The organism is Citrobacter sp. C5_2, from assembly GCF_014596845.2.
GTDB lineage: Bacteria > Pseudomonadota > Gammaproteobacteria > Enterobacterales > Enterobacteriaceae > Citrobacter > Citrobacter werkmanii.
Window position 1 is genome coordinate 3,966,792 of sequence record NZ_CP115032.1, and the last position, 12,817, is coordinate 3,979,608.

The window sequence follows — 12,817 nt, forward strand, 5'->3', positions numbered from 1 at the left end:
TCTGTTCCGAACTGAGTAGACATAATTTCTACATTTAGTGTTCTCCTGGTATTAAACCGAAATATTTGATTGTAGGCGATGTCTTACGTAGAGATAAAGCCTGCTGCAAAAGTGATGAAGACTCAGTATGTTCTCTTCTAATACAAAGCAGACGCCCATTCTCATGCAGACGCTTTGTTCTTGTCTCGCTAGCAACCAAATCGCTTGCTCCACAACTATGATTGCTTATTAGCGTTTTCATCAAAAAACAAATCAAAATAAATTGATTTTATGAATTCTCTATCGGAGTCTATATGGTCAGCGCGATTTGCATGCTCTAATGTTTCAATTGCCAGAGTGTGCGCGGCATCAGCAAACATCTCAGGCCAACCCGTACTCAGCATAGATAGCCCTTTGAGCACTCTTATCTGAATCTCTCTCATACTGGCACCATCGCGTGCGACAGGTGAGAAAAAGTCTTCCAGGAGATCGTTGTTCTGAAGTGGCGCAACGTGTACTGAAGGATAGGTCACTTCAATTTCATGAGACTTATTCTGCGCGTAAGCAGAAAGTATACGAACACCTCTGCCAATGACATCGATTGCGGTTCCAGGATCGTTCACTGCGGGTGAAAGGGCTCTGCAGGCTATTTCGGCCATGACGCTAAGACAAAATCGGGGATCCTGAGCAAATGAACGCACATCCGAGACAATGATCGTCTCAAGTAAATCGGCGCAGATTGATGACTCCTGGCCCTGACTCAGGTACAAAGCTGGCATGGACGGATGAATGAAACTGCCTGGTTGCGCCACAAGGTATACATGACGAGGATCATTGGCCAGCAGCTTGCTGAGTTTCTCCATATCAATATATTCAACATAGCCAATCTTCTTCGGATAAACTGCAACCGTTCCTTTCGGCTGTTCATAGCTCTCAAGCCATGGATATCCGCCGAGACAGGGATTTCTGGCTCTCGCAATAAATGTTTCGATGGCCGCCTGTTCTACTTTTGCTGTTGTCTCACCGACCCTCCCCAGAGAGGTCAAATGCTGTATCCAACGAAGCAATGTGATGAGGATGAGGGCAATGACAACGAGTGTGACAATGAATAAAATGACTCTTCCCCTTTCTCCGTAGGCTCCCATATTGAGGGCAATAATTCCTACCAGACTGAAGAGAAAGGAACCAATGAAGGTGGCCAGTACATTTTGTGTGGTTACGTCTTCCACAACTAAACGCGTTGCTCTGGGAGTAACATTAGTAGTGGCTGAACCGTAGGCTGTGACCATGATACTCAGCGAAAATGTGGTCACTGCCAGCATACTCGATGCCAGTATGTTCAGAATGTTATCAACTGCTTCCGCACCAACCTTCACTGAAACCGACTCAGGAATCATTGATTTAAAAAGAATAGATAAAAGAGCCGTTATTATCGCGACAATTGCGAATAACGTAGCTCTGAACCAGAGTTTCTTAAATGTTTGCTTCAGAATCCATTGCCAGCGTGAAATCATTCTGCATTCCCTCGTATTGCGGTCGGGATAAATAATTGCCGCCCCCTAGGACGGCATTTTGCTATCAACGAACCAGGTGCAGGAAGTGCAGGTGTTTTTCGTACTGGTCCAGTATGTCATTAATCAACTGTTCCTGATTCCAGCCCATCACATCATAATTTTGACCGCCTTCTTTGAGATAAACCTCAGCGCGATAATATCGATGTTGGTCAGTCTGCTGCTCATCATTATCCATTGCGGCGAGCGCGAAGGTGGGTGAGCTATACCCGCGAAGCCTCACTTCATATATAAAATTCAGCTCGTTGCCCAAATCCACTTCAAGACGAATACGATCGTCGGCTGCGTCACTAATGTGGCTTATCGTCCCCTGCTTGTTCAGTTCTTCCTGAACCAGCGTCATGGCAGGCTGGATAATGTCGTCCATAAAACGTTTCACAAGAGATCGTTTCGGCAGATACGCGATATTGCGTAACCTTCTCTGCCAGGGAATTGGGTTACGTGCAGCCGTAGGAGCAATAGTCGCCATGCTCAGGCTTTCACGCTTAGTCAAATCTCGACGCAGGGCTTTTAACAGCCCGTATATGGATATCAGCAAGATCACGGAGAAGGGTAATGCACTTGCTATTGTCACCGTTTGCAGCGCGCTCAGCCCTCCCGCAAGGAGAAGCGCAATTGCAACAACTCCCATGAGCGATGCCCAGAAGATTCGCTGCCAGACGGGTGTGTTTGCCACCCCACCTGATGCCAGAGTATCTACAACCATTGCCCCCGAGTCAGCAGATGTGACAAAGAAGACGATGACCATAGCCATTGCAATAAATGACAGCACGGAGGAGAACGGGAAATGCTCCAGGAAATTGAACAAGGCCAGCGAGACATCCTGTTGGACGGTATTGGCGAGATCGGTCGCCCCCTGGTTCATAATGAGATAGATTGCGCTGTTACCAAACACCGTCATCCACATGAGCGTAAAGCCGGCCGGAACAAACAGCACACCGGTGACAAATTCGCGAATGGTTCGGCCGCGTGAGACCCGTGCGATAAACATCCCCACAAATGGCGACCATGAAAGCCACCATCCCCAGTACAGTAATGTCCAGCCCCCCAGCCAGTTGCTCGACTTAGGTTCATATGCGTAAAGATTGAACGTTTTACTCACCAGTTCCGAAAGATAACCGCCGGTATTTTCCACAAATGACTTCAGCAGAAGCACAGTTGGCCCCAGACACAGGACCAGCGCCAGGAGCAACAACGCGAGGCCCAAATTGAGCTCAGACAGGATACGTATTCCCTTGTCTAGGCCGGTCACCACAGAAATCGTCGCTAACCCCGTGATGGCCACGATCAGAATGACCTGCACCGTTTCATTAATGGGCACCCCGAATAGGTGGTTCAAACCGGCATTCACCTGCAAAACACCGTAACCCAGCGATGTTGCAACGCCAAAGACCGTACCTATAACGGCAAAAATATCAACCGCATGGCCTATAGGTCCGTATATGCGATCGCCAATAATGGGATAGAGTGCAGAACGCAGCGTTAAAGGTAGACCGTGGCGGTAACTGAAAAAGGCCAGAATCAGCGCTACAATGGCATATATTGCCCAGGCATGCAGACCCCAGTGGAAGAAGGTCAGCCGCATTGCTTCCTTCGCTGCCGCAACAGTCTCTGGGGCGCCAACGGGAGGTGAGAGATAATGCATCACCGGTTCAGCAACGCCAAAGAACATCAGGCCGATCCCCATCCCTGCCGAAAAAAGCATCGCAAACCAGGAGTGATAGCTGAAATCAGGTTGCGCATGGTCCGGACCCAGCTTGATATCACCGTAGCGTGAGAGTCCCAGAAACGTGACACTCAATAAAATCAGGGCCACAGCAAGGATGTAGAACCAGCTTGCATTCGTGAAGATTTGTTGCTGAAGTAGTTTGAAATTTTTGTCAGCAACATCCGGGAATGCAGCGGCAAAAGCGACAAGAAGAAAAATTAACAAAGCAGATGTAAAGAATACAGCTTTGTTAATCTGGCTGTGAGACTTCTTTGGGATTGTTTCATTTTCACTCATAATCATTTATTCCATTGATTTAAATCCGTATTGGATAATGCTTACCACCTCTTACAGAGTAGCAAAATTCAACTGACTATGCGGCGTGAATCGAGCACATGGTGTGATGAGTGCCGATACAAATCATCCTATAATCGAAGGAGTTCTTTGTTAATCAGCCTGCCACTTCTTGGGTATTTAATTTGCATATTCTGTACCAGAGCTGGGATATACGTTAAGTGAAGTATATTAGACACGAATTACCAGCTTCTGCTTTTGGCACAAAACGGCCTATCAGCATTATAAAAATATTCAGATATATATCATTCCTCTGAACATACACAACTAACGGCAGAATCTCACGATTCTGCCGCTTTTTTATTATTTTTCAGGGGGGGAGTAATGAATAATTCTGAAGGTTTGAAGTCGTTTCACTAATCGCTTTATGACCTACCGTAGTGGGTATCGGCTGATTGCGCAGCAGGGCCATTAGTTCCTGCCAGTATCACCGGCGTTAACATTGAAGACGACTAGGGCAGGCATGGAACTTTGAACCGGATGCCGGTGAAGGTCTTAACCGCTATACCCGCAAGCCAGGCATCTGTACGGACGTATCCATCTGCTGGCTCCGCATGATTTACCAGCAACATTTAATCTTCCCGAACACTCATTATTACCGCATACGCCAGCCGTCGCCGCTGGCGTTTTTTTATTGACGGAGACATACCCATGACAACAGCGACAAAAAACAACCTCGCATCTGCTGCTAACGAATCCGAATTTGAACTGACCGTAACGCAGATACCCGACGAACAGCGTATCTGCTTCTGGCCGCAGTACTTTGGCTCTATCCCACAATGGATAACGCTGGAACCCCGCATTTTCGCCTGGATGGACCGCTTCTGTGACGAGTACAACAGTGGTATCTGGTCCTTTTACACGCTCAGCAATGGCGGCGCGTTTATGGCCCCTGATGCTGACGTTGACGATAAATGGCATCTGTTCAACGGTATGAACGGCAATGGCGCGGACATGAGTGCTGAAGCCGCAGGCATTGCTGTCTGCCTGATTGAATACAGCCATCACGCCTGCCGTACAGAGTGTGACGCAATGACCGCGCACTATTACCGCCTGCGGGACTATGCCCTGCAGCATTCTGAAGCCCACGCCATTTTGCGTATCATTGACTGACCGGAGGAGCAACGAATGAAACAGCTTTCCTTTTTACCCGGCGAGATAACGCCACAGGACCGGCGTCTCATTCAGCGGGCGCTCAGGGCTCTGGAGCGGCACCTGCATGAGCCTGGGGTAGCCTTCACCTCCACTCATGCCGTCCGGGAGTGGTTGCGGCTGCATATGGCCGCGCTTGAACGGGAAGAGTTCCGGGTGCTGTATCTGAACCAGCAGAACCAGTTGATTGCCCACGAAACCCTGTTTGCCGGTTCTATTAGCAGTACCGAGGTACATCCCCGCGAGGTGGTCAAGCGCGCTCTGTACTTCAACGCGGCAGCGGTAATACTGGCGCATAACCATCCTTCCGGCGAGACGACGCCCAGCCAGGCTGACAAAGCCCTCACGCAGCGACTGGTTCAGGTACTTCAACTGGTGGATATCCGTGTCCCTGACCATCTGATTGTCGGCGGCAGGCAAATCTATTCGTTCGCAGAACACGGTCTGCTGTGAGGTATTACATGAAAATTATCAGTAAACGCCGGGCAATGACGATATACCGCCAGCATCCTGAGTCCCGAATCTTTCGTTTCTGCACCGGCAAATACCAGTGGCACGGTAGCGTCTGCCATTACACCGGCAGGGACGTTCCGGATATCACAGGAGTCCTGGCGGTATACGCCGAACGCCGCCAGGACCGCGAGGGGCCTTATGCCTGCCTGATGAGCATCACCCTGAACTGACAATAAAGAGGTTATCAATGAGCAAAATCACATGGGGTCTGCAGCGTGATATCACGCCACGTCTGGGAGCCCGTCTGGTGCAGGAAGGCAACCGACTGCATTATCTGGCTGACCGGGCCAGCATGACCGGCAAGTTCAGTGACATCGAATACCGGAAGCTGGATGAAACATTCCCGCACTTTATCCGCCAGATGGAATCGATGCTGACCACTGGTGAACTCAGCACCCACCATGCCCACTGCGTTACCCTGTACCACAACGATTTAACCTGCGAAGCCGACACCCTTGGCAGTTGCGGCTACGTATACATCGCCATTTACCCCACTCAGCGTTAATTACCTTCACGAGAGCAAACATGAAAACTTTACCTGCAACAACTCAGCGGGCGGTGAAGCCCTGCCTGTCACCCGTGGCTGTCTGGCAAATGTTACTGACACGTCTGCTGGAACAGCACTATGGTCTGACAATAAACGACACGCCATTCTGCAATGAGGCTGTGATTAAGGAACACATCGATGCCGGTATCACCCTAGCCGATGCCGTGAATTTTCTGGTAGAAAAATACGAGCTGGTTCGTATAGACAGGAAGGGATTTAGCTGGCAGGAACAATCTCCTTATCTCCGGGCTGTAGACATTCTGCGAGCGCGGCAGGCAACTGGCTTGTTGCGGCAAAGCCGTAACAACGTAGTACGATGAACATTGCGTACAACCTTCCCGATTTACATTTCTGAACTTCCTCCCTTGTTTACCTATTGCGTAATGCGCCTGCTACTACCCGGCGGGCGCGTTATCTTTTTACGGACAAACAATCATGCAACCAGAAGTTGAAGTATTAACCGATCATAATGAGCTAATTTGTTCGAGCTTTATTGAACACATTGCCAACACATTAAATTTAGGAGTGGTGTAGACATGGACAACTAAACCTGCAGCCACGGATGTATAGTGAGCGAAGCCCTATCAGGCCTTTTTGGTCAGTAGATAAGATTGATCTTCGTTGATAGAATTTACTTACACCAGCTGTTACATGAAAATAATTTTTTGGTGGGAGAATGATAAGATCTTACGTAAGAATTTGATTTTAATGGTGCCGATAATAGGAGTCGAACCTACGACCTTCGCATTACGAATGCGCTGCTCTACCAACTGAGCTATATCGGCCCTGAAAAGGACATGCCCACGAATGTGAACACGGGATAGAAGGTTAAAACTAACCGGGCGATGCGTCAATGGCCTTGTGAATCAAACGCCTATTTTTGCATCACCCGGATTCAATTACGCACGAATCGTGTCATCACCAGCTACGGCGGAACGCGCTCAGCGCTTTCCGTGTTCGCGATAGCGCGTTATTGCATCAGACATTTCTATAACCAACGACGAACCCGTTGCTCATAGCGTTCCCATTCCGGCCCGAAATGTTTTCGCAGCTGTTCTTCTTCAAAATCGATATGCAATCTGGCTATCACCAGCATAAATAATGGTACAGCCAGTATCCCGGCGAGGCTGCCGACGTAGAAAGCGAAGGCCAACTGGAGTCCGCTCATTCCAAGGTAAATAGGGTTGCGGCTCCAGGCGTAACAACCTTCGGTAACAAGCGTGGTCGTTCTTTCCGTATGAAGCGGGTTCAGCGTCGTGCGTTTCATCCTCATCTGCCACACAGTATGCAGTGCTACCGCCAGACTAACGCAGGCCAGCAATAGGCTTACGACGATATTCACAGCACCGAACGTAAAATGCGGGGTCGCCGTCAACGCATCCATGACAAGAAATAATACTAAGATGAGCGGTGGCGGAAACCATACTCTTACTTTTGTCAGAAATGTACGCATGGCGAAGGGCTAACCTCAAAACTTTTGTATTGAACATTAATACAGTTATGAATAACCCTTTTAGGATAAACAAACAAACGATGCCTCGCTCAGAACAGCAAACCTTCTTGAGATCTAGGTTGAGAAAGTTGAACCAGATACAGGTTCATACAAACTGACAGAGTGCTTGTAATACCGGATAAAATCACTAAATGTCACTGGCGGTAGAAATTGATAGCCTTGCAGGTAATCAACTCTCTGTTTTTCCAGCCATTGCTGTTGAAAGTCATGTTCAACGCCCTCCGCCACTACGCGTAGCCCTAAAAGCCCGGAAAGATGAATAATTGACTCAAGCATAGGAATATGTTGCTCAACCTCTTTAATAGCCTTAATGAATGTTTTATCAATCTTGATTACATCCAGGTCTAACTCATTGAGATAACAGAGGTTAGCGTAACCGGTCCCAAAATCATCTAAAGCAAACAGAACGCCTCTGTTTCGTAATGAACGAATAAGCTCTTTGATTGCTGGAGTGATTGTAAGCGTCTGATTTTCAGTTATTTCTATCATCAGTTTTATGGGTAATTTTTGCGTCATTTCCATAAAGTTAAGGCATTCCCAATAAAAGACAGGGTTACTTAAACCTGATGGGCTGACATTAAATGAGACAAATAAAGTGTTGTTGATCCCTAAACCTCCGCCGACGAAATCACGCGCAACGATGGTCATTAAATAGCTGGTCAACTCATTAATCAACCCACTTTTTTCTGCCAATGGAATAAACTCACGCTGAGAAATAGCGTAGTTATGCCCCTGTGGCCAACGAGCCAAAACCTCAACGCCGCAAACATCACCACTGGTATTTACTATGGGTTGAAAATAAGGAATGATTTCTTCATTCCTTATTGCCATGCTCAGTCGGCTAGTATCTGAAACATCATACACCTCATCGTAAATCATATTCACCGCCGTATTTCTTAGCGGTGAACTGTCTTCACGCAAGAAATTATTCCTGGTTAAAAAAATGATTGTTTCATTGAAATGAGAAAATCCGAGCCGAGTGGTAATTTTTTCCCGATATCGATATACTGACTTAATTGTCAGCGAGTTGGCAATACAAAGATCGTGCAATCTTTCTTTAGTGAAAGAAGCATACAACATTTCTTCCTCAAACTCGGTTAAATAAAAAGTAAATAGTGGTGAACCTCTGTTAATTTCGGCTATCTCACCAGGTGCCAATAAATAATCTTTTAACTGAGAGATCACCTTCTCTGATAATTCCCATCCATTAATAAAAACAAACTCTTCATACCCTCGATTAACAGCCTGGTTTTCACTCATCCGAAGAACAATACAGCTCATATTAATGAACTGTGCACTATTTCTCTGGAGCCACTTCCTGACCAGGAATAATGGCAGTCGATTATCAATAACCAACACACAGGATGGATATTGTGGTATGACGGGTTGCGCTCCAGAAATATATGTGCGCGCATCAACCAGTACTAAATTTGGCAAAGACGCTTTTAACCCTGAGAAAAGGAAAATATCATAACTGAGAAGAAAAGCCTTTTTCACATTCATAGTTATCACCAACTTTAATTTATGGCATAGCAGGTCCCTCGTTTTATGCACGAGAGCATATACAACACCTTCGACCTCCAATAATTATAAGGCGGTGCGTGAGTTAACTTTTTCCATAAGTCATATTACACAGGTTAGGAATTTATGATTACAACTGTCCATATGAATATCCCCGTCAAATAGTAAGGCCATTTAAAATATTGAAAAAGGAAAATTCCCATTTTCTAATCAGAACAAATAAATTTGCTCACTTTCACAACAAGACAAAACATAAAACCATAAAAGAGCAAAACAACAACATATGCAACTTAAAAAATTTGTAATACAATATATCAACTCTGTTAAGCAGCCCGACAAACCATAAGCGTACGTCGCAAATCTCTTATCCCATACACATTTCCGGCGATACGGACAACCTTATAATAGAAAATATCCTGCCGTGACATAAGCAGCTCAGTAATTTCATCAGGGACATTATCATTTTTATTTTTAACAATGGCCACGCGGCGGGTCTGTCGGTATCCATCGTGATCTTTACCAATAAATTTCAGGACGACATTACGATCTACGGCATAATGTTTGCCCTGAATGACAAGACTTCCTACCTGAGATACTCGCCCTTCGGTGGCGGAAGATATCCGGAAGACAAGAAGGACTTCACCTTCAATTTTCACCCCCTGAGTTTGAGCTTCCAGATGCAGATAATTTTTGGCAGAACAAGTCAGCGTCTCAGGTTGCAGATGAAGGTAAAAATATACTGTTATCGCTGCAAGGAGGATCACCCCACTAATAAATATAGTTTTCGCATTCATGCGCAACACCTCGTTTATCTAGCGAACAAACTCCAAGAAAGTTCTCTTTAAGAGAATTGCTTGCTGATAAATTATTATCATCATAGAAAACTATTGTTTTCTTACCGCTATGACAAACCGAATTTACTTTTCGCCACATATCAGAGGATAAGAATGCTTTCGTTTTATCAGCATTATTGTCATCTGCAGTATAAAGTTCACAATCACCTACTGCCCTGATGTAGATAAAATTCCTGGTACCTGTATTAAAAGTCTTCACGATAAAAAAAGTGCTTGCGATTAAAGCGATTAATAAAAAGAGAACAAAAATTTTTACGTATTTCGCGTTTCTTGATGGAACTGCCGTTTCCGTTTTAGGTACCAAGCACCTGTCTTGATCCTCACTGGAGGATGTCGATGCGTCACGGACCGCAGCATGGAACAAAAATCCCTGTCTGGGCAATGTTTCAATGGGGTTCTCCGCCCCCAACTCGCTAAATGCTTTTCGTAAGACACTTATACTTTTATTAAGACTATGGCCGGATGGCACCATGCCATGCTTTTCCCATACTTCCTCAATGATAAATTCGCGGTGGAGCTGTTGATTTTTATGAGTAATGAGTAAATCAAGTAGTCTCGCTGTAGACGGCGAAAGAATTATTGTAGTATCGCCATGTTTCAGGCTTTTCCTGGTGGAATCGTACTCAACCTGATCATTAATTATACTTTTCATACAACCTGACTCTTAAATACCGTAATATTGAGTTCGGATGGCCAAAATTTCATCTACTCTGAGCTTATGACTGTATTTTATAAAGATACATACAGTATAGATTCAATATCTCATCATGACATATCCGATCAGATTCAATACTTACTCACGATTGAGTTTGAAGCACCCCTGCCCCACGGGTAGGTATTTCTGCAAGGCAACTATAAATTTTCTGTTTTGTGTTTTTAGTTGGCTACTACGCCAGGTTTCCCCCGGCAACACATAACGCATGGTGGCTTCATCATCGGTTGAGTTGCACCCCTGGTGTACGATGATTTTAAAAAAAGTATTCCCGGTGTTTTTCAGCGTTCCGTTAGCCTCATCAATGGTGTAGGTCAGATTTATTTTTCTCGGGCGAACAACCAGTATGGTGTCCATAGCGATCACCGGGAGAGCCTGTCCCCCTTTTCCTTGATTACGCTCGGTAAACAGCGTGATCGGCATTTCACGAAACAGAATTCTATAATAACGCTCCTTATCATCCTGCGGTCCACGGTAGAAAATCTTAAAAAACTCACTCGCCTGCGGTGCCAGTGAGAAATTCAGCGGTGTAAACAGAAGTTCGCCTTCAGCAATGGCGCTTCTGTTTTCACCTCCCGGCCCCGGCTTATCAATTTTTACGGCGCTAATACTGTACAAATTCTGTTTGTGGCTATCGTTATAGATTCGCTTACTGATAAATGATTTATCCGATGGCATCTCATAGATGGTCGACTCCAGGTAGACAGCCTGTGCAGAGCATGCAGTCAGCCCACAAAAAAAGACAAATGCCCATCTAAGTGCGAAATGGTAGCGATTCATGGCGTGACGCCCACCCAATTCGCCGTCACTTTTATCTCTCCGCTAGCGCTGACGACACCTTCCCAGTCTGCTCCGGAAACGGTTAACAGCGAACGTGAATCATTCATGGGGAAAAGCAACTTCAAATCAGTCGTATAATAGCTTCCATCGTCATTGTTATTTGCATCCCAGGGCGTCTGTTGCCACTGCGCATCGCTCATGCTGATTGGTGCTTCACTGCAGCTATTTCGTTTCTGCACTACGCCCCCCGACTGGCTGTTGTACTGCAGAAAGGCGGGGATTGGGACGGATAGCCCGCCTTGCGTAGAGGTAAACAGGCAATAAGGCACACTATTGATCGTCGTACTATCCCCGATAACCTGGGCGGTAATGCTATCGGCCTGACGAGGGCCTGAGACGGTTACGGTGTAATCCATTTCTATAGGAGCGGCATCGCCAATCGTGCCACTGCCGCTCGCAGAAGCTGTGTTGTCCGAAGAGACGATACTGATTCCATACTCCTTCGGCACAATATTGAGCTGTAACGAAGGGGTAAACTGGTAGTGCCCTGACTCTGGTGTTAAGCCATTATAAAAACCGAAAGTAAACGGCTGACTGTTAGTAATACTGATCCCTGAATCGACGAGATTTTTCAGAAATACTTTCGACAGAAAAATATAAATATACTCCCCGGACGTAGTGAAAACGTTGTAATACGCTGTTGAAGAACCATAGTTATACCAGTTTGAGCCATTCCCGGAGTATCTCACGGTGGCCGCTCCGGGCGTAAAACCAAGCATCGCTGTGTCAACATAAGCGCGAAACGTCAGAGAGGCGGTCAGATTAGCCGTTTGTTGCAGGTTATAACTCACCATCTTGCAAATCACACCGTCTGTGCCGCCCACCACGCCAAGCTCACAATAACCAGAGTCTTTGGTGATGCTCGGCGTTCCGTCGCTGGCAACCCAAAGTTCCTGAAACGCATTAGTCGATTCAAGCGACAGATGCCCGCGTTTGGTCAACGTATAATTAACGTAATTCCATGATCCGGTCGACTGGTCTTTGCAACGCTGTCCGGAAGAATAATCATAATTTACAGACGTATAACAGCGGTTGAATACATAGGTTTCGCTGCTACCGGTAGACACATTGCGAAAATACTCATAGGCAGTATCCGTCAGAGAGGCGAATCCGTAGGCTCCGCCAACAACGCCTGCGACAGATCCCACCTGTGCATGATAAAACCCGTTATTGTCAGTTCCTTGCCCGGCAATAAACCCGGTCGATGGACACTGGGTTCCACTATAACAACGTATTCCCCGGAAAGGCCCATTAATCGGGGAATTATCAATCCACATATCCTGATAATAATTTCCGGGTGCAGTCCAGCCCACAAAACCTAAATATCCGAGACTGACCTGCGAGGTACCGTATTTTATCCACGTATTTGACCCGCTGAAGCGCGGATCAAGTGCCGATGGGGTAATAAAATATTCACCATCGATAGCATTTTCAATAAACAAATAGTTATTACTGACTGACCCGGACGAGGAGGCCTTCAAAGCTAAAACAGGCAAGGGCGTAAAGCTTCCGACAGCACAGATTAAAATAGCCAACTTATTTAATACTTTCAT

Annotated in this window: 13 protein-coding genes, 1 tRNA gene and 1 pseudogene; 6 read left to right on the plus strand and 9 right to left on the minus strand. The window is 46.2% G+C overall.

Annotated elements, in window-relative coordinates; translation table 11 throughout:
- Positions 1-215: 215 nt before the first annotated feature.
- Together ICA20_RS19265 and betT are read right to left on the minus strand one after the other, a co-directional pair.
- Positions 216-1,493, minus strand: a complete 1,278-nt coding sequence (locus ICA20_RS19265; protein WP_003036928.1) for a DUF2254 domain-containing protein — start codon at positions 1,491-1,493, stop codon at positions 216-218.
- A 64-nt stretch (positions 1,494-1,557) separates the two neighbouring features.
- Positions 1,558-3,555, minus strand: coding sequence for a choline BCCT transporter BetT (gene betT / locus ICA20_RS19270; protein WP_016245729.1), 1,998 nt, complete (start codon positions 3,553-3,555; stop codon positions 1,558-1,560).
- A 503-nt stretch (positions 3,556-4,058) separates the two neighbouring features.
- Here betT and ICA20_RS19275 point away from each other — a divergent pair.
- The 6 genes and pseudogenes from ICA20_RS19275 to ykfI form a co-directional block, all read left to right on the plus strand.
- Positions 4,059-4,151 (plus strand): annotated as a pseudogene (locus ICA20_RS19275) (DUF905 family protein); the annotation flags it as partial.
- Between the two features lie 112 nt (positions 4,152-4,263).
- On the plus strand, positions 4,264-4,725 hold the full coding sequence (locus tag ICA20_RS19280) for an antirestriction protein (RefSeq protein WP_003031344.1): 462 nt from the start codon (positions 4,264-4,266) through the stop codon (positions 4,723-4,725).
- A 15-nt stretch (positions 4,726-4,740) separates the two neighbouring features.
- Positions 4,741-5,217, plus strand: a complete 477-nt coding sequence (locus ICA20_RS19285; RefSeq protein WP_003031345.1) for a RadC family protein — start codon at positions 4,741-4,743, stop codon at positions 5,215-5,217.
- An 8-nt stretch (positions 5,218-5,225) separates the two neighbouring features.
- A complete protein-coding gene (locus ICA20_RS19290; protein WP_003031346.1) occupies positions 5,226-5,447 on the plus strand; it encodes a DUF987 domain-containing protein in 222 nt (73 codons plus the stop codon).
- A gap of 17 nt (positions 5,448-5,464) precedes the next feature.
- A complete protein-coding gene (locus ICA20_RS19295; protein ID WP_003031347.1) occupies positions 5,465-5,782 on the plus strand; it encodes a type IV toxin-antitoxin system YeeU family antitoxin in 318 nt (105 codons plus the stop codon).
- Positions 5,783-5,802: 20 nt separating this feature from the next.
- Positions 5,803-6,144: a type IV toxin-antitoxin system toxin YkfI gene (gene ykfI, locus ICA20_RS19300; RefSeq protein WP_003031349.1), complete on the plus strand. Its 342-nt coding sequence runs from the start codon at positions 5,803-5,805 to the stop codon at positions 6,142-6,144.
- A gap of 389 nt (positions 6,145-6,533) precedes the next feature.
- Here ykfI and ICA20_RS19305 read toward each other — a convergent pair.
- The 7 genes from ICA20_RS19305 to ICA20_RS19335 form a co-directional block, all read right to left on the minus strand.
- Positions 6,534-6,609 (minus strand) — tRNA-Thr (locus ICA20_RS19305).
- Between the two features lie 203 nt (positions 6,610-6,812).
- Positions 6,813-7,277 (minus strand): isoprenylcysteine carboxylmethyltransferase family protein, encoded by a 465-nt coding sequence (locus ICA20_RS19310; protein ID WP_038637720.1) that lies wholly within the window; start codon positions 7,275-7,277, stop codon positions 6,813-6,815.
- Positions 7,278-7,391: 114 nt separating this feature from the next.
- Positions 7,392-8,840 carry an EAL domain-containing protein gene (locus tag ICA20_RS19315; protein ID WP_038643010.1) on the minus strand — a complete coding sequence of 483 codons (1,449 nt, stop codon included), beginning with the start codon at positions 8,838-8,840 and terminating at the stop codon, positions 7,392-7,394.
- Between the two features lie 341 nt (positions 8,841-9,181).
- Positions 9,182-9,652 (minus strand): hypothetical protein, encoded by a 471-nt coding sequence (locus tag ICA20_RS19320; protein WP_038637718.1) that lies wholly within the window; start codon positions 9,650-9,652, stop codon positions 9,182-9,184.
- Complete coding sequence (locus tag ICA20_RS19325) at positions 9,627-10,364, minus strand: winged helix-turn-helix domain-containing protein (RefSeq protein WP_038637715.1); 738 nt, start codon at positions 10,362-10,364, stop codon at positions 9,627-9,629. The genes ICA20_RS19320 and ICA20_RS19325 overlap by 26 nt, the downstream gene beginning before the upstream one ends.
- 141 nt (positions 10,365-10,505) lie before the next feature.
- The gene (locus ICA20_RS19330; RefSeq protein ID WP_038637713.1) at positions 10,506-11,204 is read right to left on the minus strand and encodes a fimbria/pilus periplasmic chaperone; all 699 of its coding nucleotides are present in this window, start codon (positions 11,202-11,204) and stop codon (positions 10,506-10,508) included.
- Complete coding sequence (locus ICA20_RS19335; RefSeq protein WP_038637710.1) at positions 11,201-12,817, minus strand: hypothetical protein; 1,617 nt, start codon at positions 12,815-12,817, stop codon at positions 11,201-11,203. The genes ICA20_RS19330 and ICA20_RS19335 overlap by 4 nt, the downstream gene beginning before the upstream one ends.

Coding starts and splice junctions, on each gene's coding strand:
- ICA20_RS19265 (WP_003036928.1), bottom strand. CDS start 1,493: ATGATTTCACGCTGGCAATGGATTCTGAAGCAAACATTTAAGAAACTC.
- betT (WP_016245729.1), bottom strand. CDS start 3,555: ATGAGTGAAAATGAAACAATCCCAAAGAAGTCTCACAGCCAGATTAAC.
- ICA20_RS19280 (WP_003031344.1), top strand. CDS start 4,264: ATGACAACAGCGACAAAAAACAACCTCGCATCTGCTGCTAACGAATCC.
- ICA20_RS19285 (WP_003031345.1), top strand. CDS start 4,741: ATGAAACAGCTTTCCTTTTTACCCGGCGAGATAACGCCACAGGACCGG.
- ICA20_RS19290 (WP_003031346.1), top strand. CDS start 5,226: ATGAAAATTATCAGTAAACGCCGGGCAATGACGATATACCGCCAGCAT.
- ICA20_RS19295 (WP_003031347.1), top strand. CDS start 5,465: ATGAGCAAAATCACATGGGGTCTGCAGCGTGATATCACGCCACGTCTG.
- ykfI (WP_003031349.1), top strand. CDS start 5,803: ATGAAAACTTTACCTGCAACAACTCAGCGGGCGGTGAAGCCCTGCCTG.
- ICA20_RS19310 (WP_038637720.1), bottom strand. CDS start 7,277: ATGCGTACATTTCTGACAAAAGTAAGAGTATGGTTTCCGCCACCGCTC.
- ICA20_RS19315 (WP_038643010.1), bottom strand. CDS start 8,840: ATGAATGTGAAAAAGGCTTTTCTTCTCAGTTATGATATTTTCCTTTTC.
- ICA20_RS19320 (WP_038637718.1), bottom strand. CDS start 9,652: ATGAATGCGAAAACTATATTTATTAGTGGGGTGATCCTCCTTGCAGCG.
- ICA20_RS19325 (WP_038637715.1), bottom strand. CDS start 10,364: ATGAAAAGTATAATTAATGATCAGGTTGAGTACGATTCCACCAGGAAA.
- ICA20_RS19330 (WP_038637713.1), bottom strand. CDS start 11,204: ATGAATCGCTACCATTTCGCACTTAGATGGGCATTTGTCTTTTTTTGT.
- ICA20_RS19335 (WP_038637710.1), bottom strand. CDS start 12,817: ATGAAAGTATTAAATAAGTTGGCTATTTTAATCTGTGCTGTCGGAAGC.